Raw genomic sequence first — 26265 nt, 5'->3', positions numbered from 1 at the left:
TTACACGCCCGTCGACAATTCCGGACAAGCCCGCACTAAAGGACGGGTGTTCGGATGCCGAGTAGGCACGGAAAACCCCTGGTCCGTTCGGGTGGGACCAGGGGTTACGGCTGCTATTGCCTGAATTCCGTAACGGTCACGGACGAGGCAGGCTCAGGCCAAAGCAGCGGCCGCGTCGCACGCCTGCCCGCGCAGCGCCCGCGCCAGATCGTCCCGCGCCTCCAGCACCAGCCGGCGCAGCGCCGGAGCGGCTTCCTCGTGCGCGGAGAGCCAGGCGTCCGTGGCGTCCAGGGTCTCCTGGGACTCCTGCAGGGACGGGAACAGGCCCTGCACCACCACCATGCCGATCTGGATCGACCGCTCCGCCCACACCCGCTCGATCGCCGCGAAGTACTTCTGGGTGTACGGCGCCGTCAGCTCCCGCTGCGAAGGCCGGGCGAAGCCCGCGATGGTCGCCTCCACCAGCGCGTTGGACAGCTCGTCCGACTCCGCCACCTGCGCCCACGCCTGGGCCTTGACCGAGGCCTGCGGACGCGCGGCCAGACAGCGCACCTGGTGGCGCTTGCCGGACGCGGTGTCGTCGCGGGCGAGTTCGGCGGCGAGCTCCTTGTCGCCGACCACGTCTCGGGCGGCGAGCGCGTCCAGGAACGCCCAGCGCAGCTCCTGGTCGACGTCCAGACCCGGCAGGGTGGCCGTGCCGTCCAGCAGCGCGGACAGCAGCTCGAAGTCGGAGGGCGCGTCGGCCACCCGCGCGAAGAACCGCGCCCACGCCAGCTGGTGCTCGCTGCCCGCCTCGGCGGCGTGCAACTGCAGCGACGCGCCCTCGGCGAGCAGCCGGCCGGCCTGCTCGCGGCGGTCGGGGGCCGTGTAGTGCACCGCCGCCGACTCCGCCCAGGCGTGCAGCATCTGGAGCACGCCGATGTCGGACTCCCGCGCCGCGAACGTCAGCACCAGGTCGATGAACTCCCGGGCCGGCAACAGCGCGTCCCGCGTCATGTTCCACAGCGCCGACCAGCACAGCGCGCGGGCCAGAGGGTCGGTCATGTCGCCGAGAGCGGAACGCAGCGTCTCCAGCGACGTCTCGTCGAAGCGGGTCTTGCAGTACGTCAGGTCGTCGTCGTTGACCAGCACCAGATCCGGCGCCTCGGAACCGGCGAGCTCGGACACGACCGTACGCGCCCCGGCGACGTCCACCTCCACGCGCGCGTACCGCTCCAGAACACCCTCGGTACGGCGGTACAGGCCCACCGCGACCCGGTGCGGCCGCAGCTCCGGATACGACTCCGCCGCCTCCTGCACCACCGCCAGCTCGGCGACCCTCCCGTCCGGGTCCAACAGCACCTGCGGGGTGAGGGAGTTGACCCCGGCCGTCTGGAGCCAGGACCGCGCCCACACGCCCATGTCCCGGCCACTGGTCTCACCGAGCACCGACAGCAGATCGCCGAGCCGGGTGTTGCCGTACGCGTGCCGCTTGAAGTAGCGGCGGGCGCCCTCCAGGAACGCGTCCTGGCCGACGTACGCCACCAACTGCTTGAGGACGGAAGCCCCCTTGGCGTAGGTGATCCCGTCGAAGTTGAGCTTGGCGTCCTGCAGGTCGCGGATGTCCGCGGTGATCGGGTGCGTGGAGGGGAGCTGGTCGGCGCGGTACGCCCAGGCCTTGCGGCGGTTGGCGAAGGTGATCCAGCCGTCGGTGAAACGGGTCGCGCCCACCGTGGCGAAGGAGCCCATGAAGTCGGCGAAGGACTCCTTCAGCCACAGGTCGTCCCACCACTCCATGGTGACCAGGTCGCCGAACCACATGTGCGCCATCTCGTGCAGGATGACGTTGGCCCGGCTCTCGTACGACGCCTGGGTCACCTTCCCGCGGAAGATGTACTCCTCGCGGAAGGTCACGAGCCCCGGGTTCTCCATCGCGCCGAGGTTGTACTCGGGCACGAACGCCTGGTCGTACTTCCCGAACGGGTACGGGTAGTCGAAGTGGTCGTGGAAGAAGTCCAGGCCCTGCTTGGTCACCAGGAACACGTCGTCGGCGTCGAAGTGCGGCGCGAGGCCCTTGCGGCACATGGCGCCGAGGGGGATGTGCAGGGTCGTACCGTCGGGCAGCACCCGCTCGTAGGTGTCCGTCACATAGTGGTAGGGACCGGCCACCACACAGGTGATGTACGTCGAGATCGGCTTGGTCTCCGCGAACCGCCACACCCCGTCCGCCCGCTTGCCCACGCCGTTGCTCCACACCGTCCAGCCCTCGGGCGCCCGCACCTCGAAGCGGAACGGCGCCTTGAGGTCCGGCTGCTCGAAGCAGGCGTGGACCCGGCGGGAGTCGGCCGGCTCGTACTGGGTGTACAGGTACACCTCGCCGTCCTCGGGGTCGACGAAGCGGTGCAGGCCCTCGCCGGTACGGGAGTAGGCGCACTGCGCGTCGACGACGAGCTCGTTTTCGGCGGCGAGGTCCTCCAGGGCGATCCGGGAGCCGTCGAAGACCTCGCTCGGGTCGAGGTCCCGGCCGTTGAGCGAGAGGGCGGTGACGCCCGGCGCGATCAGGTCGACGAAGGTGGTGGCGCCCGGCTCGGCACAGCGGAAGCGGATCGTGGTGACCGAGCGGAAGGTGCGCGGCCCGTTCTCCGGCCAGTCGCCGACCGCGGAGCGCAGGTCGAGGGACACGTCGTACCCGTCGACGGACAGCAGTGCGGCCCGCTCCCGGGCCTCGTCGCGGGTCAGATTCTCACCGGGCACGGGTGACGCTCCTCACAGCCTGTTCAGTATGCGGACAGGTCTGATCTTCCCATGGGGGACGGGAATGGCGGAGGCGGCGGTCGGTGTTGGCGCTTTCAAAGACCGCTGCCTTAGGAGAGCCATGTCCGATTCCGCGAAGACCCCTGTCGACTTCTGGTTCGATCCGCTGTGCCCCTGGGCCTGGATGACCTCCCGCTGGGTGCTGGAAGTGGAGAAGGTCCGCGATATCGAGGTCCGCTGGCACATCATGAGCCTGGCCGTGCTGAACGAGCCGAAGATCGATGAGCTGCCCGAGGAGTACCGCGAGCTGCTGGAGACCAAGGCCTGGCAGCCGATCCGGGTGGTGACCGCGGCCTGGCAGAAGCACGGCTCCGAGATCCTCGGCCCGCTGTACACCGCGCTCGGCACCCGTATCCACAACGAGGGTCAGGGCCCGACCCGGGAAGCCGTAGTAGGCGCCCTTGCCGACACCGGTCTGCCCGCCGACCTGATCGACTACTTCGACCAGAAGGACTTCGAGTTCGACGCCGAGCTGCGCGCCTCCCACAAGGAAGGCATTGACAAGGTCGGCCAGGACGTCGGCACCCCGGTGATCGCGGTCCCCGGTGACGACGGCGAGCAGATCGCCTTCTTCGGCCCGGTCGTCACCCCCACCCCGAAGGGCGAGGAGGCCGCCCGCCTCTGGGACGGCACCCTCGCCGTGGCCTCGGTCCCCGGCTTCTACGAAATCAAGCGCACCCGCACCAAGGGGCCGGACTTCAGCAACCTCTGATCTGCCCGGTCAGCTGAAATCCTCGGGAAGACTGAACCCCTTCCCCTGGTTCCAGCGCGGTTGCACCCACAGGCACTGCCCCTTCGACGTCTTGCCTTCGCAGCGGAAGTAGCCCGGAGCGTCCTTCTTTCCGCGCTTGGACGAGATGTAGGCCTGCTCGGTCTTGTTGACCCGGCGGAACGGGTGGGCTTTCCCCTTGGGGCAGTTGGGGCAGTAGATGTAGTCAGGCATACGGGCCTCCCCGCTGGTCCCTCCCGGGTCTTGGTGACCCGGAACGGGCAGCGTAGGGGCCCGGCCGCCATGGACGTGAGCCCGGAACCCGTCCCGCCAGGGCGGCTTTCGGGCTCACGTCCGCCGTGCGAGCACCGCCAGATCCGGAAAGTCCGTCACCACCGCGTCCACGCCGAGGCGGTAGTGCAGGGCGTACTCCGCGAAGGCGTCGCCGAAGTCGGTCGCCGTGGTTCCGCGGCGGAAGTTCGCCGGCAGGTACTGGTTCTCCGCGCGGAAGGTGTACGGGCCGACCTTGAGGCCTGCGGCATGGGCGTCCCCCAGCAGCGCGGTGGGGGCGCCCGTGTCCGGTGCCACGATCGACGACTTGTCCGGGCCGATCCAGTCCGCGTACTCGGCGATCTCCGCGAGGCCCGTGGGCGTCATCATGTCCTTGTACGTCGTCGGGTCCCCGGCCGAGACCAGGTCGTACGGCCCGCCCGTGGTCCCCAGCGCCTGCCACAGCGGCACGCCCAGATCGGTCATGCGCTTGAGGCTCGTCGGCTCGAAGGACTGCACCACGCACTCCCGGGCTCCCAGCCGGTTGCGGCGGATCACCTGCGCCAGCTTCGGCTCCAGCGGCAGGCCGATCGAGCGGAAATACGTCGGGTGCTTGGTCTCCGGGAAGACGGCGATCGTACGGCCGTACGTCCGCGACAGCCGCTTCGCCAGGTCCACCACCTCCTGGAAGGTGAGGATCTCCTCGCGCCGGTCGAAGACGGTGTTGCGGTTGCGGATCTGCGGGAGCCGCTCGACCGCGCGCAGGGTCTTCAGCTCGGCGAGAGTGAAGTCCTCGGTGAACCAGCCCGTCACCGGACGCCCGTCCACGGTCTTCGTCGTACGGCGGCCCGCGAACTCCGGGTGCGCGGCCACGTCCGTGGTCCCCGAGATCTCGTTCTCGTGCCGGACCACCAGGACATGGTCCCTCGTCGGCACCAGGTCGGGTTCGATCCAGTCGGCGCCGGTCTGCACGGCGTAGGTGTACGACGCGGCCGTGTGCTCGGGACGCCAGCCGGCCGCTCCCCGGTGACCGATGACCAACGGCCCACCACGAGCGGCGGCTTGGGCGGGCACGGCTGCGGTGGCCACCGGCATGGTGGCGGTGGCGAGCAGCAGGGAGCGGCGTCCTATGTGGTGCTGGGGCATTCAATTCCCTTTCTTTCTAGGACAGTTCAGTTACGTACCCGCTCACGCGCCGCTTCCAGCCGCTCCAGATGCTCTTCGTAACCGCGCGCGTAGTACGCCGCCCGCCCGGCGTCCGGCTCCACCACCCCCGTCGGCCGGGTCCACTCCCGCGCGTCCAGCGCGACCCCGTGTCGCTCGGCCGCGGCGAGCACCGCGCCCCGCGCTCCCACCTCGCCTTCGACGATCCGCAACGGCCGCCCGAGCACATCGGCGAGCAGTCGCATCCAGGCGGGGCTGCGGGTACCGCCCCCGCACACGGCCAGCGTTCCGGTCAGGCCCGCGGCCTCCAGGCAGTGCCGGGCGGCGTAGCCGATGCCCTCGCAGGTGGCGCGGATCAGGTCGGCGGGGGTCGACTCCAGGCAGACGCCGGTGAGTTCGGCGCGCAGCCGTGGCTCGACGAAGGGCGCGCGCTCGCCGGAGGGCGCGAAGTACGGCAGCACCCGCACGCCGTGCGCGCCCGGCGGGGTCTCGGACAGCAGCCCGTCCACCTCCTCATGGGCCACCCCGGTCGTGGACAGCACCCAGTCCAGGGCGGCCGTACCCACCATCGCGGGCATGGCACGCAGCCAGTGCCCCGGCAGGTCGGTGCAGATGTACAGGCCCGCCGGCTCCCCGGTCAGCTCCACCTCCGCCGTCGCGACCAGCGCCGCCAGGCAGGTGCCGACGATCAGCAGCCCGTCCCCGGCCGCGGTGACGCCCGCGCCGAGCGCACAGGCCGGAAGGTCGTACGGCCCGTTCGCGATCCGCGTCCCGGCGGGCAGCCCCTCGCCGCGCGTCACCGCGGTCGCCGCCGGATCGCTCACCGGCGCCAGCAGCCCGCGCCGATGGGTCAGCCCCAGCAGCTCCACGACCCGGTTGTCGTACGTCCGCGAGACCGGGTCCAGGAACGGCATCGACGCGTCCGACACATCCGTCGCAGCCGGTGCTCCCGTCAGCCGCTGGAACACCATGTCCTTGCAGTACAGGACGGTCGCGGCGGCGTCCAGGGCCTTCGGCTCATGGCTGTCCAGCCAGGCCAGCAGGGGGCCCGGGCAGCCCGGGAACATGGCGCTTCCCGTGCGCCGGAACACCGACTCGAAGGTGCCGTCCGCGAGCCACTGGTCGACGAGTTCGTTCGCCCGCCCGTCCATCCAGGACGCCGCCGGACGCACCGCCCGCCCCTCGGCGTCCACCAGCCACACCCCGTCGCCCTGCCCGGTGAGCCCGGCCAGCTCGACCGGCTCGGGCACCCGTCCGGTCACCTCGTCGAGGACGGCGACGACGGCCGCGTACACCTCCTCCATGTCCTGCTCGACGACCCCGCCGTGCAGGGAGAGGGCCAACGGCCGTGAGGCGACGGCGAGTTCCCGTCCGGTGCCGTCGAACGCGGCGGCCTTCACCAGGGACGTGCCCACATCGATTCCGACGTACATACGACAGCTCCCCTCAGGTCAGACAGTGCGCCAGCGGCTCCTCGCGCACCCAGCGGCCCACCTCCGCCGCGGCGATGGCCGCCGCCTTCTCCGCCACCGCCCGGCTCGCCCCGCCCAGGTGCGGGGTCAGCACCACCCGGTCGGCGAACGCATGCAGCCGGGATCCGGCCGGCAGCGGCTCGTCCGCGTAGGTGTCGAGCGCTGCCGCCGACAGATGACCGCGCTCCAGCGCGTCGCACAACGCGTCCTCGTCGAGCAGCGGTCCGCGCGCCGCGTTCACCACGACCGCCCCCGGCGGCAGCAGCGCCAGCTCCCGGGCGCCGATCAGACCCCGCGTCTCGGCGGTGAGCCGGGCGTGCAGGCTGATCACCCGGGACCGGCGCAGGAGTTCGTCCAGCGAGGCGAGCCGCAGACCGTGGATCTCACCGTGCACATAAGGGTCGTACACCATCACCCGCGCCCCGAAGGCACACAGCACCCGGGCCACCCGGCTGCCGACCGCGCCGTAGCCGATGAGCCCGACGGGCAGATCCTCCAGCTCCAGACCGCTGCGCTCGTACGTGTAGTAGGCGGCCCCTGCCCAACTGCCCCGCCGGGCCAGCAGATCGTGGGCCTGGGGGATACGGCGCAGGGCGGCCAGCAGTAGCCCGACGGTGAACTCGGCGGTCGCGGCGGCGTTGCGGCCGGGTGCGTAACAGATGCGGATGTCATGGGACTTGGCCGCGTCCAGGTTCACATTGACCGGTCCGCCCCGGCAGACGACGACCAGCCGTAGGGCCGGGCAGGCGGCCAGGACGCGTTCGGTGACCGGGCCCATCTGCGTGACGAGGACCTCGCGGTCGTCGGAGAGCGCGTCGATCAGCGCGTCCTCGGCATCGCTGGCCTCGGTCACCTCGGCGACTGGACCGAACGGCTCCAGGGGCCAGCCGAGGGTCAACTCCCGTACATCAGCATCCGTTTCGTGCTGCACCGCCCGCGCGATCAGCCCTGGCAGCACAAAGTGGTCACCCGCGGCCACGACCCGCACGCTCTTGGCGGAGGAGGAGTTGGAGGAGGAGTTCATCGCAGGGCGTCTCCCGTCTCGGCGTCGAAGACATGGATGCGGGCGGCGTCGGCGCGCACCCGAACTTGTTCGTCATGGGCGAGGCGCACCTCGGGGTCGGTGAGGACGACGAGGGGCTGGTCGATGCCGTCCAGGGCGAGGGTGGCGATGCCCGACTCCAGGAGTGGCTCATGGGCGAGGACCCGGGCGGGCAGACCGTCGTCGCCGGAGAGTTCGAGGTCCTCGGGGCGGACTCCGACGACGACCTCGCGGCCGGCCGGCATCTTGACTCGCAGCGGGAGGCTCAGGGAGCCGGAAAGGCGGACGTGGCCGCCCTCGGTGGTGCCGGGGAGCAGATTGATCGCGGGTTCGCCGACGAAGTCCGCGACGAAGCGGTTGGCGGGGCTGTCGTAGATTTCGTAGGGGGTGCCGAGCTGCTGGATCACGCCGTCCTTCATCACGGCGATCCGGTCGGCGAGGGAGAGGGCCTCCTCCTGGTCATGGGTGACCAGGATCGTCGTATGGCCCAAGTCCTTCTGGATCCGCTTGAGTTCGCGGCGCGTGGTGTCGCGCTGGGCCGCGTCCAGGTGGGAGAGGGGTTCGTCGAGTAGGAGGACGTCGGGTTCGCGGATGAGGGCGCGGGCCAGGGAGACCCGCTGTTTCTGGCCGCTGGACAGGCCCGCGGGTCGGGCGTCGAGGATGCCGGTGAGATCGACGCGCTCGGCGATCTCGGCGACCTTGGCCGGTACATCCTTACGGCGGCCCCGCGCCCGCAGCCCGAAGGCGAGGTTCTCCGCGACCGTCAGCGGCGGATAGAGCGCGTAGTTCTCGAAGGCGACCCCGATATTGCGCTGCTGTGCGGGACGCGAGACCACCGAGTCGCCGCCCACCAGGATGTCCCCACCGGTCACCGTCTCCAGCCCTGCGATCATCCGCAGCGTGGTGGACTTCCCGCACCCCGACGGGCCGAGCAGCCCGAGCAACTCGCCCGATCGCAGCGCGAGATCGATACCCCGCACCGCCTCCACCGCCGGCCGCCCCCGCGACCGATAGGTCTTGCGCAGCTCATGGAGCACCAGCTCGGTCATCCTCGCCACCCCCCTTCCTCGTGCAGACCTCGTACCGGACCTTGTGCTCGTCCAGGTCCCGCAGCGCCTCCGCCGAGGCCCCGTCGTCGACCAGCAGCAGATCGAAGCGCGAGAGCGGCACGACCCGGTGCAGGGCGGTCCGGCCGAGCTTGGTGTGGTCGATCAGCAGGACGTTCCGGGCGGCCGAGTCGAGCATCGCCCGCTTCACCGACACGATGTGCTGCTCCTGGTGGTAGGCGTAACCCCGGTGCACGGCCGACGTCGACGCGAAGCAGACGTCCACCCGCAGTTGCTGGACGGCCTCCACGCAGGACACCCCGAGGAAGGAGGAGTGCAGCGGGTCGTAGTCGCCGCCGAGGGCCATGAGGTGGATGCCGCGCTGGTCGGAGAGGAGATTGATGGCCTCCAGGAAGTTGGTGACCACCGTCAGCGGGGTGACCTCGCCGAGCCGGAGCCTGCGCGCTATCTCCAGGGTGGAGGTGGAGTCGTCCAGCATGATCGCCATACCCGGTTCGATCAGCCGCACAGCGTGCTCGGCCACGGCGGCCTTCTCCGCGCGCATGGTCTTCAGCCGGTACTGCACATTCGACTCGAACACCCCGGACGGCTGCGCGGTCACCCCACCCCTGAACTTCCTTACAATGCCCTGCCGTTCGAGCTCGTCCAGGTCCCGGTGGATGGTCATCAGGCTCACCCCGAACCGCTCGGCGAGCTCGGCCGCCGTCGCCGAACCGTCGGCCAGGACCCGCTCCGCCATGGCGGCCTGACGGGCCGCGGGCCCCTGCGTTGCGTTGGTCATGGCGAGATCCTTCGTCCTGGACGCTCCGGCCGGTCGGCCTCGAACAGCAGCAGGTTCTCAGGCCTGACCGTCACGCGTACCGGGTCGTCGGGACGCAGTCCGGCGGCGTCCGCGCGCGGGGCCACCAGGGAGACGTGCTGCTCGCCGATCCGGACGGTCACCTCGACGCTGCGGCCGAGCACCTCGGTGACGTAGACGGTGCCGGAGAGCTCGTGACCGGGGCCGCCGTGGAGGGCGAGATCGCGGGGCCGGATGCCCACGAGCACCTCGGCACCGGCCTGCGCCCGGACGGGCAGTTCGACCTTCCCGTCGCTCGACCGGAAGCCGTCCTCGGTCGTCGTCCCCGGCAGCAGATTGATCCGCGGCCGCCCGAAGGCCCGCGCCACCTCGGTGTCGCAGGGCCGGTACCAGATCTCCTCCCGCGTCCCCGTCTGCACGATCCGCCCACTCCGGATCACCCCGATCCGGTCGCCCAGCGCCAGCGCCTCGACGGAGTCATGGGTGACGTACAGGGTGGTCGTCCGCCGCACCGCCCCGATCGCCTTCAGCTCGGCCCGCATCTGCTGGCGGAGTTTGGCGTCGAGGTGGGACAGCGGCTCGTCCAGGAGGAAGGCGCGGGCGGGCCGGACCAGCACCCGGCCGAGGGCGACGCGCTGCCGCTGACCGTTGGACAGCTGACTGATGGGCCGCTCCAACAGGTCGCCGATACCGAGGAGTTCAGCGACCTCGACAATGCGACCGCGCGCCTGTGCGGCCGGCAGCCGATACCGGGGCGAGCGCAGCGGTGAGGCGAGGTTGTCGTACACCGACCGGTGCGGATAGAGGGCGTAACTCTCGAAGCACATGGCCACGCCCCGGTCGTAGGGCTCCACGTCCCGCATGTCCCGCCCGTCGATCTCGACGGTCCCGGCATCCGGCGGTTCGAGCCCGGCGACGGTCTTCAGTGTGGTCGTCTTTCCGGCCCCCGAGGGCCCGAGCAGACAGAAGAACTCGCCTTCCTGTACGTCCAGTTCGAGCCCGTCCAGCGCCGTGACCTTGCCGTACGTCTTCCGGATCCCCTTCAGCCCGATCACGATTTCACCGCCCCGAAGGACAGCCCCCGCACCAGATACCGCTGGATCAACAGCGCCAGAAGCAGCGGGGGTACGACGGAGACGAGGGCCGCCGCGGCCGTGAGGTTGTACTTGGGCCGGTCCCCGCCGAGGAAGGACAGCGCGCCCACGGTCACCGTCTGGGCCTCGCTGGAGGTGAGGATCAGCGGGAAGACGAAGTTGTTCCAGGCGAAGATGAACGCCAGCAGGGATACGGCCGCGATCCCCGGCTTCACCAGCGGCAGCGCCACCTTGAAGAAGGCCTGTTTGCGGGTGTAGCCGTCGAGCAGCGCCGCCTGCTCCAGCTCCGGGGTCAGATCGGCGAAGTAGGACCGCATGATCCACACGATCAGCGGCAGCGTGACCAGTTGCAGCACCCACACCATGCCGACGTAGGTGTCGAAGAGACCCAGCTCCTGGTACAGCACGAACAGCGGGATGATCACGGTCAGTTCGGGCGCGAACCGGAACGACAGCAGCGTGAACATCAGGTTCTCGGAGCCCTTGAACCGCCAGCGCGCCGAGGCGTACGCCGCCGGAAGCCCGACGACGAGGGACAGCACGACCGCCCCCACCGACACCACCAGGCTGTTGACGAAGAACCGCACGAAGGGGATGCCCTCGCTGTCGCCCAGCACCGTGCGGTAGCCGTCGAGGGTGGGGGAGAAGGAGAAGTAGGTGCTGAAGAGCTGGTTGGTGGGTTTCAGAGAGAGGATCAGCATCCAGGCGATCGGGAAGAGGGCGAAGACGAAGTAGAGGATGAGGGCGGCGTCCGCGAGCCACCCCAGCAGCCGTTTCCTCATCGGACCTCCGCCGCCTTCCGCTGGATCCGCCCCAGATGCCGTACGAGCACCATCGCGGCGAGATAGACGACCGCCCAGAGCACGATCGTGTAGCTGATCCCGAAGGAGTACCGCTGGAAGCGGATGGCCTCCAGATAGGCCCGGATCTGCAGAACGACGGTCGAGTCGCCCGGACCGCCCTCCGTCAGGGCGTAGATGATGTCGAACACCTTCAGCGAGTCCATGAACCGGAAGATCACCGCGACGAGCACATACGGCCACAGCATCGGCAGGGTCAGCCGCCGGAAGGTGTACCACCAGCCGGCCCCGTCAACGGCCGCCGCCTCAAAGGGAGATGTGGGCAGCGACCGCAGCCCGGCGAGAGCCAGGATCGCCACGAACGGCGTGTACACCCACACATCCACGGCGATGGAGGAGAGCAGCGCGCCCGTGGGGGTGTCCGTCCACTGCACATCGCCGAGCCCGAAGGGCCGCAGCAGATAGTTCACCACCCCCACCGAAGGCTGGAGCATCAGCTTCCAGATGATCGCCGCGATCACCGGCGCGATCATCAGCGGCAGGATCAGGATCTTCTCCAGCACCCTTCCGACCAGCGAGGACCGGTGCAGCAGCAGCGCTACGGCGACCCCGAGCACGGTCTCCACGGCAGCGGCCCCGACCGCGTACAGCACGGTCACCCACGCCGAGTTCCAGAAGGCTTCCTGGGTGAACACGGTCTCGTAGTTCTCGAAGCGGACCATGTCCGGCTGCGGTTTGCTGGCCGAGAAGTCGAAGAGCGTGTAGTAGAGGCCGAGCCCGAAGGGGTACAGAATCCCGCAGGTCAGCAGCAGGGCGGGGACGATCAGGAGGTACGGGCGAAGGGCGAGCCGCATCGCGCTTCAGCCCACCTTGTCGGCGAGGTCGCCGGCCAGCCCGTCCAGTACCGACTTGGCGCCCGCGCCGCCGTAGATCTCCTGGAGCGCCGAGGCCCAGCTGGTGGTGGCGTCGAAGAACTGGGCCTGCGGGGTGAACTGGATCTTCGTCTGGTCGACGACCGTCTCGAAGGTCTCGATGAAGCCGGGCAGGTTCTTCATCTTGTCCTTGTAGGCCGGGTCCTGGCTCACGGACTTCCGCACCGGATCGATGTGGTTGTGCGTGATCGCGCCCTTGCGCAGATGCTCCTTGCCGGTCGCCCACTGCAGAAAGAGCCAACTGGCGCTCTTGCGCTTGCTCTTGGCGTTCATTCCGAGCGACCAGATCCACATGTTGGTGGCCAGCGATCCGTCCGGCCCCTTCGGACCCGGATGGAAGGCGATCTTCCCGGAGGCGGGACTGGCGCCCTCCACGGCCTGGAAGTAGGCGGCGGTATCCGCGTCGAACAGCATCCCGGCCTTCTTCGCGCCGAGGTCGCTGGAGCACTGGTACCAGGTGTACGACGTCCAGGACGGCGGCCCGCCGCGCTTGACCATGCCGGCCCAGTCCTCGGTGAACGCCACGGCCTCCGGGGTGTTCATGGCAGGCGTGAGCTTCTCACCGTCGACTGTGAAGTCCTTCAGGCCATTGCGGGCGTACATCGTCATGAAGCCGGGGTGGATGGTGGCCCAGCTCCGCGACCCGCGTACGGCGATCCCGTACATGCCGTCGAACCCGGCGCCAGGAGCTTTCCTCTTGATGGCTTCAGCCAGTTCTTGCAGCTCGTCGAAGGTCTCGGCGGGCTTGAGCCCGAGCCTGCCGAAGACATCCGTGTTGTAGGCGACGACGTTCGTCTCCCAGCCCCACGGCAGCGCGTACTGCCCGCCCTGTCCGAGCGGGGCACCCGCCTCGAGGGACCACTGGTCGGCCTGGAGGAGGTTCGGGAAGAAGTCGGCCTGGTCCCAATCGTCGCCGGTGGCCGAGGAGTTGGCCATCCAGGGCCCGAGGTCCTCGAGCCACCCCGGCGGGCCGTACTGCCACACCATGTAGGCGCCGAGCATGAAGACGTCGTAGGAGGCGCGGCCGCTGGACAGGTCGACGGTGAGCTTGTCGAAGTAGTTGTCCTCGGGGAACACGTCGTACTCGACCTTGATCCCGGTCTGCTCGGTGAAGGACTTCAGATCGGCGATCAGGGCGTCGGTGTACGGGTGCTTGTTGAGCAGCGCCTTGACGGTCGTGCCCTGCTCCCGCTTCCAGTCGAAGGAGCCGGTGATGTCGTCGGCGGCCGAGCCGTCGCCCTTGTCGTCGTCCCCGCCGAACCCGGCACCGCATGCCGACAGCAGCGGGGTCGCGGCCAGGGCGGCGCCGATGGCGAGGAAGCGGCGACGGTCGTGCGCGTGCGTGTCCATCCGTGACCTCCACGTGGGGTTGGGTCAGGCGCGGCCTGGGTTAACGCGGCGAGTCGACTCGTTAACAGAGGGTGGAACGGCGGAAGTTGGGCGTCAATCCCTCGCGCAGCCGAAAATATCGGGGCAGAGTGAGAAGTTCACGTCGCTCGATGTGCGGGAGGTCCGATGACAGCATGGCTCGGGATCGACCTCGGCACCCAGAGCGTCCGCGCACTGCTCGTCACGGAGGACGGCACGGTCCTCGGCTCCGGCTCGGCGCCCCTCGGCGGCCGGCGCGAGGGCGTACGGCACGAGCAGGACCCCGGGCAGTGGTGGGACGGGGTGTGCGCGGCGGCCGGTGCCGCGCTCCAGGGGCGGTCTCGGGTGCGGGTCGGCGGGCTCGCGGTGTGCGGGACGTCCGGGACCGTGCTGCTGACGGACGGTGCGGGGCGGCCGATGAGCCCCGCGCTGATGTACGACGACGCCCGCGCGGCGGAGGAGGGCAAGCGGGCGCGAGCGGCGGGCCTCGCGGTACAGGACACATGGGCGCTGCCGAAAGCCCTGTGGCTGCTGGGGACGTACGGCCCGGGCCGGATCACGCACCAACCGGACCTGATCGTCTCTCTCCTCACCGGCGAACTGCCCCCGACGGACTCCAGCCACGCCCTGAAGACGGGCTACGACCTGCAGCGGGACGCCTGGCCCACCCGGGTCTTCCCCGAGAACACCCTCCCCGACGTCGTCCGCCCCGGCACCCGGCTCGGCGAGGTCTCCCCGACGGCGGCGGAGGCCACGGGCATTCCGGCGGGGACGCCGGTGATCGCGGGGATGACGGACGGGTGTGCGGCCCAGATCGCGGCGGGAGCGCTGCGGCCGGGCGCGTGGAACTCGGTGCTCGGTACGACGCTGGTGCTGAAGGGGGCGTCGCCGACCCCGGTGCGGGACGCGACGGGCGTGGTCTACAACCATCGGGCACCGGATGGGAGTTGGCTCCCGGGCGGTGCCTCGAGCGTGGGGGCGGGCGTACTGGACGCGCTGTTCCCGGGAGCGGACCGGGCGGCGCTGGACGCACAAGCAGCTGCCTTTGAACCGTCCGGGGTGATCACGTACCCCTTGGTCGCCCAGGGCGAACGCTTCCCCTTCCTCGCCCCGGAGGCCACGTCGCTGTCGCTGGGCGTGCCGGACTCCGACGCGGACCTTTGGGCAGGGCTGCTTCAGGGGGTGGCCTTCACGGAGCGGCTCTCCTTGGACTACCTCGACCACTTGGGCGCCCCGCTGGACGGCCCCCTCACCTTCACAGGAGGCGGCGCCCGCAGCGCGTACTGGAACCAACTGCGGGCGGATGTCTTGGGCCGCGAGGTCCGAGTACCGCGCGAAACGGAACCGGCGCTGGGGATGGCGGCGTTGGCGTCCTTCGGCACGGGCGCGACACCGACGCTCGCGGATGCGGCGGACGGGATGGTCAGCACAGGCACGGTCCTGGAACCCCAGGCGAACCGCACGGCGCTCTTCACAGAGGCGTATGCCAGGCTGATCGACGAGTTGGAGGCGAGGGGCTGGCTGCCGGAAGAGGTGGCAGGACATGCACGCGAGCGTCTCTAGCCACGGCCGGACAACCCCCTAAGGGGCGCGGGGAACTGCGCGACCAGCCCCCACCCGCCCGCAGCCGAAATACTGCCCCCCATGACCCCCACCACCCTCCTCCTAACCCGCCACGGCCAAACCACCTGGCACGCCGAAAACCGCTACGCCGGAATCAGCGACGTCCAACTCACCGACACCGGCCGAGCCCAGGCCGAGGCCCTCGCCCGCTGGGCCACCGCCCACCCCGTCGACGCGATCTGGACCTCCCCCCTCTCCCGAGCCGTAGCCACCGCCGACCCCGCCTGCAAGGCCCTCGCCCTGACCCCGCACCGCGACCCCGACCTGCGAGAGTGCGACTTCGGAACAGTAGAAGGCCGCACCCTCGCCGAGTTCGAGGCGGAAAACCCCCACGCGGCCCAGGCCTTCCGCGAAGACCCGGTAGCCCACCCCTTCCCCGGCGCCGAAGACCCAAGACGGGCGGCCGAACGCGGAGCCGCAGCTCTCCGCCGCATCGCCGCCGCCCACCCCGACGGCCGCGTCCTGGTCGTAGCCCACAACACCCTGCTCCGCCTGACCCTGTGCACCCTGCTGAAGATCCCGGCGCGGGAGTACCGCAGGGTCTTCCCGCGCCTGCGCAACGCGGCGATCACCGAAGTGCTCATGAACAACGACGGCAGCGACGGCACCACCGCACTGCTGTCCCTCAACGTGCCGTGCGAGGAGAAGCCGTAGCAGACGAGGAAGCCCCCGCGAGTCACGTCCTCGCGGGGGCTTCCGTCATTCCGCCTGCCCGCGTGAAGGGTGAGAAGACGATCACGAGGCAGGACGACTGAAGGCGATCAGGGCGCCAGCAGCAACACATCGGCACGGGACTTGGCGACGGCGTAACGCCCGGCCACGTCCTGCCAGTTGACGACCTGCCACATCGCCTCGATGAAGTCGACCTTCTGGTTCTTGTACTGGAGGTAGAAGGCGTGCTCCCAGGCGTCGAACACAAGGATCGGCACGGAACCCTGGCCGACGTTGCCCTGATGGTCGTAGACCTGCTCGACGATGAGCCGCCCGCTCAGCGGCTCGTAGGCGAGAACGCCCCACCCCGAACCCTGCGTGGTGGCCGCCGCCTTGGACAGCTGCGCCTTGAAGCCGGCGAAGGACCCGAACGACTCGGTGATGGCGTCGGCGAGTTCGCCCACACCGTCGGTGGCAAGGGGCTCACCGCCACCGTCGCCGGTCATGTTCTGCCAGTAGATCGAGTGCAGGATGTGCCCGGACAGATGGAAGGCCAGGTTCTTCTCCAGGCCGTTGACAGACCCCCACTGCTCCTTGTCCCGCGCCTCGGCGAGCTGCTCGAGCGTGTCGTTGGCCCCCTTCACATACGCCGCGTGGTGCTTGTCGTGGTGCAGCTCGATGATCTCCGGACTGATCACGGGGGCGAGCGCGGAGTAGTCGTACGGCAGTTCAGGAAGCGTGTAGACGGGCATGGGTGAAGTCCCCTCCGACCTCTTATTGCAAGCTATTCGCAATAACAACCTACCAGCAAAAAGCCCCCGTGCGGATCACACGGGGGCTCTTGTGGTGTCGCGCGGGCGTCAGCTCTTGGCGGCACGCGCCTTCTGCCACGCGTACCCCACGGCCGCCAGGAGCAGGGTCATCCCGCCGGTCGAGTACAGCTGCACCCGAGTGTCAGGCTCCCGGGCCATCAGGATGAAGATCGCCACCATCCCGGCCAGCGCCACCCAGGTCAGCACCGGGAACGCCCACATCCGCACCGTCAGCTTCTCCGGCGCCTCCCGCTCCAGCCGTGCCCGCAGGCGCAGTTGGGAGACGGCGATGAAGATCCAGACGACGAGGATCACCGCGCCGATCATGTTCAGCAGCCAGGGGAACACATCGTCCGGACGCCAGTAGCTGAGCAGCACGCACCCGAAGCCGAACACCGAGGAGGCGAGGACTGCGATGCGGGGGACGCCCGAGGTCACCCGGCCCAGCGCCTTCGGGCCCTGGCCGCGCTCGACCAGGGAGTACGCGATGCGCGAGGAGCCGTAGATGTTGGCGTTCATCGCCGAGAGCAGCGCGACCAGCACGACCACGTTCATCAGCTGACCGGCGCCCGGGATGCCGAGCTCGTCGAGGGCGGCGACGTACGGGCCCTTCTCGACGACCGCCTGGGAGTCCCAGGGGACCAGGGTCACGATGACCGCCATCGAGCCGATGTAGAAGAGGGCGATGCGCCACATCGCGGTGCGGACCGCGCTCGCCACGCCCTTGACCGGGTTCTCCGACTCGGCGGCGGCGATGGTGACCGTCTCCATACCGCCGTACGCGAAGACCGAGGCGAGCAAGCCGATGATCAGGCCCTCACCGCCATTGGGGAGGAAGTCGGTCAGGTTCGAGGTCCCGGGGGAGTCCGTGCCCGGCAGGACGCCGAAGATGGCCAGGCCCCCCAGCACCAGGAACAGGCTGATCGCGCCGACCTTCAGCGCCGCGAACCAGAACTCGAACTCGCCGAAGTTCTTCACGGCCGCCAGGTTCGCCCCGCAGAACACCACCATGAACAGCGCCACCCACGCCCACTCCGGCGTGCCCGGCAGCCAGCCGGTGACGATCTTCGCGGCGCCGATGCCCTCCAGGCCGACCGCCGTGCAGAGCAGGACCCAGAAGGACCAGCCCGCGGTGAAACCGGCCCAGGGCCCGATCGCCCGCTCGGCGTGCGCCGAGAAGGAGCCGGAGGACGGATACGCGGCCGACATCTCGCCGAGCATCCGCATCACCAGCATCACAAGGAGGCCGGAGAGGGCGTAGGCGATAACGATCGAGGGGCCGGCGGCGGCGATACCGGCGCCGGAGCCCACGAACAGGCCGGCGCCGATGACCCCACCGAGGGCGATCATCGACAGATGGCGCTGCTTGAGGCCGTGGGAGAGGGAGGCACCGTCCTGCTGCGGCGGCGTCTCGACTGTGGTGCTGGGCATGGGCGCGGCTCGTCCAATGCGTGAGATGGGCAAAAACCCCGTCAGTCTGGGGGCCGTGTCCGCTGAGACGAAGAGGGCGCCCACTATGCGGACAGGTACGCCACGGAGCGTACGGGACTCTTCACGGTCGCCGGATTGGTGGAACCCTACAGACCTCCCGCCGACCCCTTCGTGACCTGCGCGTCCCCACCTCAGTGACCGGTATCACGCCGTACCGCGCGTAACCGCTCCTCTTTGTGCAGAGCCCACCAATCCCATGATCCGGCCTTTGTCGACCACTGACGGTGATCGGCCGTAGGCGCCTGGGATAGCGTCGCCGTGTCCCAGCCTGCCCTCACTCCGCGGAGTCCCCATGAGCACCGCCGCTGTCGCCGCCCCCGCCCGCACCGGACAGGTCCTCGCCGACCTGCTCCCCGCCTCCCGTGTCCGGGACATCGCGCTCGTGGCCGGCGGCGCAGCGCTCACCGGGCTCGCCGCCCAGATCGCCGTGCCCGTGCCGGGCACCCCGGTCCCGGTGACCGGCCAGACCTTCGCCGCGCTGCTGGTCGGCACCTCGCTCGGCGCCCGGCGCGGTGTCGCGGCGCTCGCCCTGTACGCCCTCGCCGGGCTCGCGGGCATGCCGTGGTTCGCGGACGGCGGCCACGGCTTCAGCGCCTCTTTCGGCTACATCCTCGGCATGCTCCTCGCCTCCGCCGCCGTCGGCGCTCTGGCCCGCCGCGGCGCCGACCGCTCGATGCTGCGCATGGCCGGCACGATGCTCCTCGGCGAGGCGATCATCTACGCCATCGGCGTCCCGTACCTGGCCTTCGCCGCCGACATGTCCGCCTCCGCCGCCATCGCGGCCGGCCTCACGCCGTTCCTCATCGGCGACGCCCTGAAGGCCGCCCTGGCGATGGGCCTGCTGCCCACCGCCTGGAAGCTGCTCAAGAAGTAACCCTTCGGAAGAGGTTCGCCGGGTCGACCTCGGTCTTCAGCCCGGCGAGCCTCTTCCGCGTCCCGTCGTCGTACAGCCCCGCGGTCCGGTCCCCGGCCCCGAAGGCGAAGTTGAGCGACCGCCCCAGTGTCTCGGTCGCGAGCAGCGCGAAGGCGGGATCCAGAATCTCCCGAGCCCGCTCCCGCTCGGCCATGGCCAGCAGCCGCACCAGAAACCTTCCCTCCCGGTACGGCACCGCGTTCGGCGCGGGTGCGGCCAGCGCCCCACCCAGATGATTGATCTGTACGACGACCATGGCGTCGGCGCCCGGACCGGTACGCGCGAGCAACTCGGCCGCCTTGCTGACGTCCAGCTCACTCAGCACCGCACTGTCCCCGTAGTAGGCGTGCGGAAAGTCCGGGTCGCTGTGGATGGTGTGGCTCTCGGCGTACGGCATCTCGCGCAGCGAGTCGGCCAGAACCGGCCCGATCTCCCGCAGCGGTGCGACGATCCGCTCGCCGTCGGCGCCGGTGTACGCGACCCGCACGGAGATGACGTACCGCCCCCGCAGATGCGGCGGCATCCCGGGGACGTCCGGATACGGTACGGCCGCCAAGGACGAGGTCAGTTCGTCCGGCACCGTGCGCGTCCACTCCTCGTAGGCCCGCAGTACTGCCGCCGGGTCGACCTCCCCGCCGTCGAAGGCGAGGGAGCCGCCGTAGAGCGTACGGACCGGGACGAGGCCGATCTCCAGCTCGGTGACTACGCCGAGGCCGTGGCCGCCGCCGAGGAGGGCCCAGTACAGGTCGGACTCCGGGGTGACATGGCGCAGTTCGCCGTCGGCGGTGACGAGGTCGAGGGAGCGGACGTGGTCCGCCGCGTACCCGAACTCCCGGGCCAGGATGCCGAGTCCGCCGCCCAGTGTGTAGGACACGGCGCCGACGGACGGAGCCGAGCCGTTGAGCGGCGCGAGTCCGTACGGCGCCGCCGCCTCGACGACCTGTCCCCAGCGCACCCCGGCCTCGATACGGGCGGTGCGGGCCTCGGGGTCGATGGTCACCCCGTCCATGCGCCGGGTCGTGATGAGCAGGCCGCCCTCGGTGGACCCGGGGAGTCCGTGCCCCGTGGCCTGGACGGCGATCGGCAGGTTCCGGTCGGCCGCGTGGCGTACGGCCGCGATGACGTCCTCCGTGGAGCGGGCGGGGACGACGAGCTCGGGGCGCTGGGTGAACCCGGTCTGGAATCCGGCGAGTTCGTCGTCGTAGCCGGGCTCGCCGGGGTGCAGTACCTGTCCTGTGGTGGTCATGGGCAGAGGATGGCCGGATAACCTGACAGGTGCCGTCAGGTTATCCGGCCGCTTCGATCTTCCGCTCAACTCTCCTGTCGCACCGGCCGCCGAAGCTGCGACCACCACAGTCCGGCCGCGCCCGCCGCGATCAACGCCGCCCCGGCCGCCCCCAACGGCAGGACGTCCCGCTTGGCGCCGGTCTCCGCCAACTCGGCACCGCCGGGCGCCACCGGCTTGTTGTCGGTGCCCAGCAGCAGCGGGGTGGCCGGGGCGTTCGGCGACGGGTTCGTCGTACCGAACGGCACCGGACCCTGCTGCCAGAACGTCTTGTCACCCGACGTCGACTGGACGGGCAGACAGATCTTGCCGGTCTTGCTCAGGTCGTACGTCGCCTCGACGTCGTACGACTTCGCGTCACCGGCCGCGAGATTGTCCACCGCGCAGGCGAATCCGCTGTTCGAACCCTCCGGCAGATCGCTTTCGGCGATCGCTGAACAGCCCTGAACATTCTTGACCGTCAGGCCGTCGAATCCGACGACCAGAAGCCTGATCTCTCCGCTCTCCTCGGTTCCTTCGTTTTTCACCGTGGCGGTAATCGCCGTCTCCTGCGACTTGTTGTCGACCGAGATCTTCTCGGGCAGGGTCGTGGTCAGTTCCACCCCCGCCGGTGCCTCGTCAACGGCCTTTCCCCCCTTGCTGCTTTGAGGTCCCTGGTCATCCGCGGCGGCGGTGAACGGAAGGATCATCACTGCCGAGAAAGATGCTGCAACCAGCGATCCCGCGATGGTCGTCGTACGACGAGAACTCATGTTCGTCCCCCTTGGCTGCGCCTGAATTCGCAGTACTTGAAGAGGTACCACAAGATTTCTCCGCACTATGCTGGGGTGGCGCGAAGTGTGACCATCGTGTTTCAAATGGGCAGGTATTCGAGGGGGTGCAGCGGATTGCCGGGGAATACGGGAAACACGAGGAGTGGCGGAGTTCCAGGGCTACTGGTGACCGGACGCTATCGACTGGTCGAAAGTATCGGACAGGGAGGGATGGGGCGGGTGTGGCGGGCCGCCGACGAAATACTCGACCGGCCGGTTGCGATCAAGGAAATGCGGATAGACGGCCTCGACCCCGAGGACACCCGCACCCGCCGCGAACGCACCCTGCGCGAAGCCCGGGCCACCGCCCGCATCGACCACCCCAACGTGGTGCGCGTCTACGACGTCGTGGACGAGGGCGAACGCCTGTGGATCGTCATGGAGTTGGTCGCCGGCCGCTCCCTGGAACGGCTCCTCGTGGAGGAGGGCCCACTGGGCCCCGCGGAGGCGGCACGCATCGGCCTCGGCCTGGTGGCCGCGCTGCGCCAGGTGCACGAACGGGGCGTACTGCACCGGGACATCAAACCCGGCAATGTCCTGGTGGAGACGGGAGCGCGGCGCGTGGTCCTCACGGACTTCGGCATCGCGGCGATCCAGGACGCCAAGGCGCTCACCATGGTGGGCATGCTGGTCGGCTCGCCCGACTACATGGCCCCCGAGCGGATCTCAGGACGCCCCCAGGGCCCACCGTCGGACATCTGGTCCCTGGGCGCCACCCTGTGCGCGGCCCTGGGCGGCCGCTCCCCGTTCTCCCGGGACACCACACTGGCCACACTGCACGCGGTCCTGTACGAGGAGCCCGAACTCCCTTCATTGGCAGGCCCGTTGACCGACATCCTGGCGGCCCTGCTGGAGAAGGAGCCGGAAGTCCGCCCGGGCCTGGGGGACTTGGAGAACGCCCTCCAGCCGATCGCGTTCCCGGCGCCTACGCCGACGGTGACGGTGGGTACGGCGGAGGAGACGCGGGAGGAGCCGGCCGACACCCCGCCCCCTGAGGTTCACCGGCCCACCCACGACTTCGGCCGCCGTCGCCCCGTCACCACGGGTGTCTCCCTCATCCGTGAGGAGACGAAGCCGGCCGCCGTGATGCACCACGAGGCCGAGACGGAACGGCGCTCGACCCCCACCCCCGACCCCCAGCCCATGCCCCCGGGCGAGCTCCCCGGCCCCCCGGTCCCCGCCCACCCCCGCCCCTCGCGCCGCCGCCCGGGACTCCTCGCCGCCGCTGGACTCGTCACGGCCGGAGCCGTAGTCGCCGTCGTCCTGCTCATGAACTCCGGTGGGTCGCCCGAGGACGACAAGGCGGGCGGCTCGACGCCCTCTTCCGCGTACGAGTCCCCCTCGCCCACGGTAGAAGGCACCGCCCGCCCGCAGACCCTGCCGCCGGGAGCGCGCACGGAGGCCGGCGGGTTCGCGTGGGTGCCGCCCGAGGGCTGGCGGCGGGATGTGAAGACGGGCGCCGAGGTGCACTACACCTCCCCCGAGGGCAAACAGGAGCTCGTCGCCAAGTCCTCCCTGGCCCGCGGCGACCTCATGGAGACGTGGGAGACCTCGGAACAGAACGCCCACCAGGGGCAGGCGTACCAGAAGATCCGCCTGGAGGAGACGACGTTCCGCGGCAACCCGGCGGTCGTCTGGGAGTACACCTTCACACTCGAGGGCGTCCCCTGGCACGCCCAGTTGCTGGGCTTCAACGTGAAGGGGAAGTCGTACCAGATCAACACCTGGTACCAGCCGGACGTCGAGGACGAGGCGCTCAAGACATACGACAAGGTCAAGGACAGCTTCACGATCCTGTGAACAGGATCCTGTGAACACGGTCCTTTGAATACGGGAAAGGGGGCCCCGAGGGGCCCCCTTCGACATACCGCGGCCGAATCAGCCGACGTTGACCTCGTCGGCGTCGAGTTCGGAATCGACCCGCACCTTCACCGCCGGAGCCGTTCCACCACCGCGGACCTTCTCCTTGATGAACGCGATAGCCAGCACGACCGCCGCGACCAGCAGCGACAGCAGCACCGTCTTGCGTCCGTCGTGCTCGGTGTCGGTCAGCATGTAGCCGAGGACGAACACGATCAGCGCGGCCGTGGCCCAGGTCAGATACGGGTACAGCCACATCCGGACGACCAGCTTCTCCGGCGCCTCGGCCTGGATGATCTTCCGCATCCGCAGCTGCGAGAAGCAGATCACGAGCCAGACGAACAGCGCCACGGCACCGGACGAGTTGACCAGGAAGAGGAAGACGGAGTCCGGGAACTTGTAGTTGAAGAAGACCGCGACGAAGCCGAAGACGACGGACGCGATGATCGCCACGAGCGGCACACCACGGCTGGTGGTCTTCGCGAAGGCCTTGGGCGCGTCACCGCGCTGGCCGAGCGAGAAGGCCATACGGGAAGCCGTGTACAGGCCGGAGTTGAGGCAGGACAGCACGGAGGTCAGCACGATGAAGTTCATGATCTGACCGGCGTGCGCGATACCGAGGGAGTCGAGGGCGGCGACGTAGGACCCGTCCTCGGCGATCGACTTGCTGTCCCAGGGGAGCAGGGCGACCACGACGAAGATCGAGCCGAGGTAGAAGACGGCGACCCGCCAGATGATGCTGTTGGTCGCCTTGGTGACGGCCTGCTGCGGGTTCTCGGACTCACCCGCGGCGAGCGTGGCGATCTCGCTGCCCATGAAGGAGAAGACGACAAGCAGCACACCGGTGAGAATCGCGCCGGGCCCGTTGGGCAGGAAGCCACCGTGCTCGGTGAGGTTGCTCAGCCCGGCTTGCTCGCTGTCGACGCCAGGAAGCAGCCCGAACACCGCAAGCCCACCGATGACGATGAACGCGGCGATCGCGACGACCTTGATCCCGGCGAACCAGAACTCGAACTCGCCGTAGGAGCCGACGGAGACCAGGTTGGTGGCGGTCAGCACCACCATCACGATGAGCGCCCAGGCCCACTGCGGTACGGCCGGGATCCAGCCCTCCAGAATCACGGCGCCGGCGGTCGCCTCTACGGCGAGCACGACGACCCAGAAGAACCAGTACAGCCAGCCGATGGAGAACCCGGCCCAGCGCCCGAGCGCCCGGTCGGCGTGGGCGGAGAAGGAGCCGGAGGTCGGGTTGGCGGCGGACATCTCACCGAGCATCCGCATCACCAGCACTACGAGCGTGCCGACGAGGGCGTACGACAGGAGAATGCCGGGGCCGGCGGTGGCGATACCGGAGGAGGACCCGACGAAGAGTCCGGCGCCGATGACACCGCCGATGGCGATCATCGACAGATGGCGGTTCTTGAGCCCAGCCTGAAGGCCGTTGCCGGGGTCGGTCATAGGGGGGATTCCTTTGTGCCGGGGCCTAACGAGTTGGTCCAGTGAATCGGAGGCAAAGAATTAAATGAACCTTTGATTCCAGATCGTTACTTGAGGTTTTCCTGAGGTTCTGTAGTGTGGCTCATAGTTTTCGGGATCAACCCCGGGGCAGCTTCCCGGAAACGGCCATGTCACACTCGTCGCATGCGCGTGTATCTCGGCTCGGACCATGCGGGCTACGAACTCAAGAACCACCTCGTCGACTGGCTCAAGGCGGCCGGCCATGACCCGGTGGACTGCGGCCCCCACATCTACGACGCCCAGGACGACTACCCGCCCTTCTGCCTGCGCGCCGCCGAGCGCACGGCCGCGGACCCGGAGGCCCTCGGCATCGTGATCGGCGGCTCCGGCAACGGCGAGCAGATCGCGGCGAACAAGGTCAAGGGCGTCCGAGCGGCCCTCGCCTGGAGCGAGGAGACCGCGGCCCTGGGCCGCCAGCACAACAACGCCAACGTCGTAGCGGTGGGCGCTCGCATGCACACCCAGGACGAGGCGACAAAGTTCGTGGAGATCTTCTTGGCGACCCCGTTCTCGAACGACGACCGCCACATCCGCCGAATCGACATGCTGTCGACGTACGAAACAACAGGCGACCTCCCCCCGATCCCCCCACACCACCCGCAGCAGTAAGACCAGCCCTGGACAGGGACCCCTCGCAAGCGAGGGGCCCCCAGGATGCTGCGCCCGCACGCTTTTCAGCCCGTCAGGCGTTTGAGGCCGGGTTTGCCATCCCTATCCCCCACCCACCCGCAGGGTGCTCCGCCCAGATGGCTGCACCTCTCAACACGGGCCGCCCCTCTCAGCCCGTCCGGCGTTTGAGGACGAGGCCCCTTCAGGGCCGACGGGGGTCCAGGGGGCGGAGCCCCCTGGGCGGGGTCGAAGGGGCGGCAGCCCCTGGAGGACGGGACGGGTAGGGGCGGCGGGGGCGAGAAAAACACGACACAAAGGAGCCACCGTGCCTGAGGGGCACACGATCCACCGCCTGGCCAAGGACTACGCCGCCGCCTTCAACGGCACAGCCCCCCACGTCACCAGCCCCCAAGGCAAGTTCTCCGACGCCGCAGCCCTCCTCACCAACACCCCCCTCACCACCACCGAGGCCCACGGCAAACACCTCTTCCTCGGCTTCCGAGACACCGACTGGATCCACATCCACCTCGGCCTCTTCGGCAAGGTCAACTTCGGCCCCACCCCCGCACCCCCACCCACAGACACGGTCCGCCTCCGCCTCACGAACACCAAGAAGTACGTAGACCTCCGCGGCCCGACAACCTGCGCCCTGATCACCCCCGCCGAGAAGCAGGCCATACACGACCGCCTCGGCCCGGACCCCCTCCGCGAAGACGCAGAACCGAACACGGCGTACAGCCGCGTCTCCCGCAGCCGTACGACCATCGCCGCCCTGCTCATGGACCAGAAGATCATCGCGGGCGTAGGCAACGTCTACCGAGCAGAAGTCCTCTTCCGACACGGCATCGACCCCTACCGCGCGGGCAAGGACATCACGCCCGAGGAGTGGGACTCGATCTGGACCGACCTCGTGGAGCTCATGCACGAGGGCGTCCGCAACAACCGCATAGACACCGTCCGCCCGGAACACACCCCCGAGGCGATGGGCCGCCCACCCCGCGTCGACGACCACGGCGGCGAGGTCTACGTGTACCGCAGGGCCAACCTCCCCTGCCACATCTGTGGCGGCGAGATCCGCACCGCCGATCTCGCCGCCCGCAACCTCTTCTGGTGCCCGTCCTGCCAGAAGAAGTAGGCATGGTGCCGGCCGCACCGTCGGCATCGGCGCACCAGAGCCCTGT

Annotated in this window: 23 protein-coding genes; 7 read left to right on the top strand and 16 right to left on the bottom strand. The window is 69.4% G+C overall.

Going from position 1 to position 26265, the window contains the following annotated elements:
* Positions 1-153: 153 nt before the first annotated feature.
* A complete protein-coding gene (gene pepN, locus OHT76_RS15430; protein ID WP_328871398.1) occupies positions 154-2733 on the bottom strand; it encodes an aminopeptidase N in 2580 nt (859 codons plus the stop codon).
* 121 nt (positions 2734-2854) lie between these two features.
* Between pepN and OHT76_RS15425 the strand changes: the two genes are divergently transcribed.
* Positions 2855-3505, top strand: a complete 651-nt coding sequence (locus OHT76_RS15425) for a mycothiol-dependent nitroreductase Rv2466c family protein (RefSeq protein ID WP_328871397.1) — start codon at positions 2855-2857, stop codon at positions 3503-3505.
* A gap of 9 nt (positions 3506-3514) precedes the next feature.
* Here the strand turns inward: OHT76_RS15425 and OHT76_RS15420 are convergent, their stop codons facing one another.
* From OHT76_RS15420 to OHT76_RS15375, 10 genes are all read right to left on the bottom strand, one after another.
* Complete coding sequence (locus OHT76_RS15420) at positions 3515-3736, bottom strand: hypothetical protein (protein WP_328871396.1); 222 nt, start codon at positions 3734-3736, stop codon at positions 3515-3517.
* Between the two features lie 114 nt (positions 3737-3850).
* A complete protein-coding gene (locus OHT76_RS15415; protein ID WP_328871395.1) occupies positions 3851-4918 on the bottom strand; it encodes a glycerophosphodiester phosphodiesterase family protein in 1068 nt (355 codons plus the stop codon).
* A gap of 26 nt (positions 4919-4944) precedes the next feature.
* Positions 4945-6369 carry an FGGY-family carbohydrate kinase gene (locus OHT76_RS15410; protein WP_328871394.1) on the bottom strand — a complete coding sequence of 475 codons (1425 nt, stop codon included), beginning with the start codon at positions 6367-6369 and terminating at the stop codon, positions 4945-4947.
* Positions 6370-6382: 13 nt separating this feature from the next.
* Complete coding sequence (locus tag OHT76_RS15405) at positions 6383-7432, bottom strand: 2-hydroxyacid dehydrogenase (RefSeq protein WP_328871393.1); 1050 nt, start codon at positions 7430-7432, stop codon at positions 6383-6385.
* On the bottom strand, positions 7429-8499 hold the full coding sequence (locus OHT76_RS15400; RefSeq protein WP_328871392.1) for an ABC transporter ATP-binding protein: 1071 nt from the start codon (positions 8497-8499) through the stop codon (positions 7429-7431). Before OHT76_RS15400 ends, OHT76_RS15405 begins: the two co-directional genes overlap by 4 nt.
* The gene (locus OHT76_RS15395; RefSeq protein ID WP_328871391.1) at positions 8477-9298 is read right to left on the bottom strand and encodes a DeoR/GlpR family DNA-binding transcription regulator; all 822 of its coding nucleotides are present in this window, start codon (positions 9296-9298) and stop codon (positions 8477-8479) included. Before OHT76_RS15395 ends, OHT76_RS15400 begins: the two co-directional genes overlap by 23 nt.
* Complete coding sequence (locus tag OHT76_RS15390; RefSeq protein ID WP_328871390.1) at positions 9295-10371, bottom strand: ABC transporter ATP-binding protein; 1077 nt, start codon at positions 10369-10371, stop codon at positions 9295-9297. The genes OHT76_RS15395 and OHT76_RS15390 overlap by 4 nt, the downstream gene beginning before the upstream one ends.
* Positions 10368-11192 (bottom strand): carbohydrate ABC transporter permease, encoded by an 825-nt coding sequence (locus OHT76_RS15385; RefSeq protein WP_328871389.1) that lies wholly within the window; start codon positions 11190-11192, stop codon positions 10368-10370. Before OHT76_RS15385 ends, OHT76_RS15390 begins: the two co-directional genes overlap by 4 nt.
* On the bottom strand, positions 11189-12064 hold the full coding sequence (locus OHT76_RS15380) for a carbohydrate ABC transporter permease (RefSeq protein WP_328871388.1): 876 nt from the start codon (positions 12062-12064) through the stop codon (positions 11189-11191). Before OHT76_RS15380 ends, OHT76_RS15385 begins: the two co-directional genes overlap by 4 nt.
* Before the next feature lie 6 nt (positions 12065-12070).
* Entirely contained in the window at positions 12071-13492 is a 1422-nt protein-coding gene (locus OHT76_RS15375) for an ABC transporter substrate-binding protein (RefSeq protein ID WP_328871387.1), read from the bottom strand.
* Positions 13493-13657: 165 nt separating this feature from the next.
* Here OHT76_RS15375 and OHT76_RS15370 point away from each other — a divergent pair, with 165 nt between their 5' ends.
* Entirely contained in the window at positions 13658-15073 is a 1416-nt protein-coding gene (locus OHT76_RS15370) for an FGGY-family carbohydrate kinase (RefSeq protein WP_328871386.1), read from the top strand.
* Between the two features lie 81 nt (positions 15074-15154).
* On the top strand, positions 15155-15787 hold the full coding sequence (locus OHT76_RS15365) for a histidine phosphatase family protein (protein ID WP_328871385.1): 633 nt from the start codon (positions 15155-15157) through the stop codon (positions 15785-15787).
* 107 nt (positions 15788-15894) lie between these two features.
* Here OHT76_RS15365 and OHT76_RS15360 read toward each other — a convergent pair whose 3' ends face one another.
* Both OHT76_RS15360 and OHT76_RS15355 read right to left on the bottom strand, forming a co-directional pair.
* Positions 15895-16536 carry a superoxide dismutase gene (locus OHT76_RS15360; protein ID WP_328871384.1) on the bottom strand — a complete coding sequence of 214 codons (642 nt, stop codon included), beginning with the start codon at positions 16534-16536 and terminating at the stop codon, positions 15895-15897.
* Between the two features lie 108 nt (positions 16537-16644).
* Positions 16645-18027: an amino acid permease gene (locus tag OHT76_RS15355; RefSeq protein WP_328871383.1), complete on the bottom strand. Its 1383-nt coding sequence runs from the start codon at positions 18025-18027 to the stop codon at positions 16645-16647.
* A 352-nt stretch (positions 18028-18379) separates the two neighbouring features.
* Here OHT76_RS15355 and OHT76_RS15350 point away from each other — a divergent pair, with 352 nt between their 5' ends.
* Positions 18380-18961 (top strand): biotin transporter BioY, encoded by a 582-nt coding sequence (locus OHT76_RS15350; RefSeq protein ID WP_328871382.1) that lies wholly within the window; start codon positions 18380-18382, stop codon positions 18959-18961.
* On the opposite strand, the gene OHT76_RS15345 is transcribed toward OHT76_RS15350, so the two are convergent.
* Together OHT76_RS15345 and OHT76_RS15340 are read right to left on the bottom strand one after the other, a co-directional pair.
* On the bottom strand, positions 18951-20246 hold the full coding sequence (locus OHT76_RS15345) for an FAD-binding oxidoreductase (RefSeq protein ID WP_328871381.1): 1296 nt from the start codon (positions 20244-20246) through the stop codon (positions 18951-18953). The two genes, OHT76_RS15350 and OHT76_RS15345, sit on opposite strands and share 11 nt — an antisense overlap.
* Positions 20247-20311: 65 nt before the next feature.
* Entirely contained in the window at positions 20312-21037 is a 726-nt protein-coding gene (locus tag OHT76_RS15340) for a hypothetical protein (RefSeq protein WP_328871380.1), read from the bottom strand.
* 231 nt (positions 21038-21268) lie between these two features.
* On the opposite strand from OHT76_RS15340, the gene OHT76_RS15335 reads away from it, so the two are divergent.
* Positions 21269-22897 (top strand): protein kinase domain-containing protein, encoded by a 1629-nt coding sequence (locus OHT76_RS15335; RefSeq protein ID WP_443049791.1) that lies wholly within the window; start codon positions 21269-21271, stop codon positions 22895-22897.
* Between the two features lie 78 nt (positions 22898-22975).
* On the opposite strand, the gene OHT76_RS15330 is transcribed toward OHT76_RS15335, so the two are convergent.
* Positions 22976-24415, bottom strand: coding sequence for an amino acid permease (locus tag OHT76_RS15330; protein WP_328871378.1), 1440 nt, complete (start codon positions 24413-24415; stop codon positions 22976-22978).
* A 183-nt stretch (positions 24416-24598) separates the two neighbouring features.
* Between OHT76_RS15330 and OHT76_RS15325 the strand changes: the two genes are divergently transcribed.
* Together OHT76_RS15325 and OHT76_RS15320 are read left to right on the top strand one after the other, a co-directional pair.
* On the top strand, positions 24599-25084 hold the full coding sequence (locus OHT76_RS15325; protein ID WP_328871377.1) for a ribose-5-phosphate isomerase: 486 nt from the start codon (positions 24599-24601) through the stop codon (positions 25082-25084).
* A 325-nt stretch (positions 25085-25409) separates the two neighbouring features.
* Positions 25410-26219: an Fpg/Nei family DNA glycosylase gene (locus OHT76_RS15320; RefSeq protein ID WP_328871376.1), complete on the top strand. Its 810-nt coding sequence runs from the start codon at positions 25410-25412 to the stop codon at positions 26217-26219.
* The last annotated feature ends 46 nt before the right edge of the window (positions 26220-26265 follow it).

Origin of the sequence: Streptomyces sp. NBC_00287 (assembly GCF_036173105.1) — a bacterium.
In the GTDB taxonomy this organism is placed as follows: Bacteria; Actinomycetota; Actinomycetes; order Streptomycetales; family Streptomycetaceae; genus Streptomyces.
The sequence above is the reverse complement of the archived record's forward strand: the minus strand, read 5'-3'. Positions and strand labels throughout refer to the sequence as shown.

Bases quoted from the DNA above. Each gene is read 5' to 3' on its own strand.
- OHT76_RS15425 (WP_328871397.1), top strand. From the start codon at position 2,855: ATGTCCGATTCCGCGAAGACCCCTGTCGACTTCTGGTTCGATCCGCTG.
- OHT76_RS15420 (WP_328871396.1), bottom strand. From the start codon at position 3,736: ATGCCTGACTACATCTACTGCCCCAACTGCCCCAAGGGGAAAGCCCAC.
- OHT76_RS15415 (WP_328871395.1), bottom strand. From the start codon at position 4,918: ATGCCCCAGCACCACATAGGACGCCGCTCCCTGCTGCTCGCCACCGCC.
- OHT76_RS15410 (WP_328871394.1), bottom strand. From the start codon at position 6,369: ATGTACGTCGGAATCGATGTGGGCACGTCCCTGGTGAAGGCCGCCGCG.
- OHT76_RS15405 (WP_328871393.1), bottom strand. From the start codon at position 7,432: ATGAACTCCTCCTCCAACTCCTCCTCCGCCAAGAGCGTGCGGGTCGTG.
- OHT76_RS15400 (WP_328871392.1), bottom strand. From the start codon at position 8,499: ATGACCGAGCTGGTGCTCCATGAGCTGCGCAAGACCTATCGGTCGCGG.
- OHT76_RS15395 (WP_328871391.1), bottom strand. From the start codon at position 9,298: ATGACCAACGCAACGCAGGGGCCCGCGGCCCGTCAGGCCGCCATGGCG.
- OHT76_RS15385 (WP_328871389.1), bottom strand. From the start codon at position 11,192: ATGAGGAAACGGCTGCTGGGGTGGCTCGCGGACGCCGCCCTCATCCTC.
- OHT76_RS15380 (WP_328871388.1), bottom strand. From the start codon at position 12,064: ATGCGGCTCGCCCTTCGCCCGTACCTCCTGATCGTCCCCGCCCTGCTG.
- OHT76_RS15375 (WP_328871387.1), bottom strand. From the start codon at position 13,492: ATGGACACGCACGCGCACGACCGTCGCCGCTTCCTCGCCATCGGCGCC.
- OHT76_RS15370 (WP_328871386.1), top strand. From the start codon at position 13,658: ATGACAGCATGGCTCGGGATCGACCTCGGCACCCAGAGCGTCCGCGCA.
- OHT76_RS15365 (WP_328871385.1), top strand. From the start codon at position 15,155: ATGACCCCCACCACCCTCCTCCTAACCCGCCACGGCCAAACCACCTGG.
- OHT76_RS15360 (WP_328871384.1), bottom strand. From the start codon at position 16,536: ATGCCCGTCTACACGCTTCCTGAACTGCCGTACGACTACTCCGCGCTC.
- OHT76_RS15355 (WP_328871383.1), bottom strand. From the start codon at position 18,027: ATGCCCAGCACCACAGTCGAGACGCCGCCGCAGCAGGACGGTGCCTCC.
- OHT76_RS15350 (WP_328871382.1), top strand. From the start codon at position 18,380: ATGAGCACCGCCGCTGTCGCCGCCCCCGCCCGCACCGGACAGGTCCTC.
- OHT76_RS15345 (WP_328871381.1), bottom strand. From the start codon at position 20,246: ATGACCACCACAGGACAGGTACTGCACCCCGGCGAGCCCGGCTACGAC.
- OHT76_RS15340 (WP_328871380.1), bottom strand. From the start codon at position 21,037: ATGAGTTCTCGTCGTACGACGACCATCGCGGGATCGCTGGTTGCAGCA.
- OHT76_RS15335 (WP_443049791.1), top strand. From the start codon at position 21,269: ATGGGGCGGGTGTGGCGGGCCGCCGACGAAATACTCGACCGGCCGGTT.
- OHT76_RS15330 (WP_328871378.1), bottom strand. From the start codon at position 24,415: ATGACCGACCCCGGCAACGGCCTTCAGGCTGGGCTCAAGAACCGCCAT.
- OHT76_RS15325 (WP_328871377.1), top strand. From the start codon at position 24,599: ATGCGCGTGTATCTCGGCTCGGACCATGCGGGCTACGAACTCAAGAAC.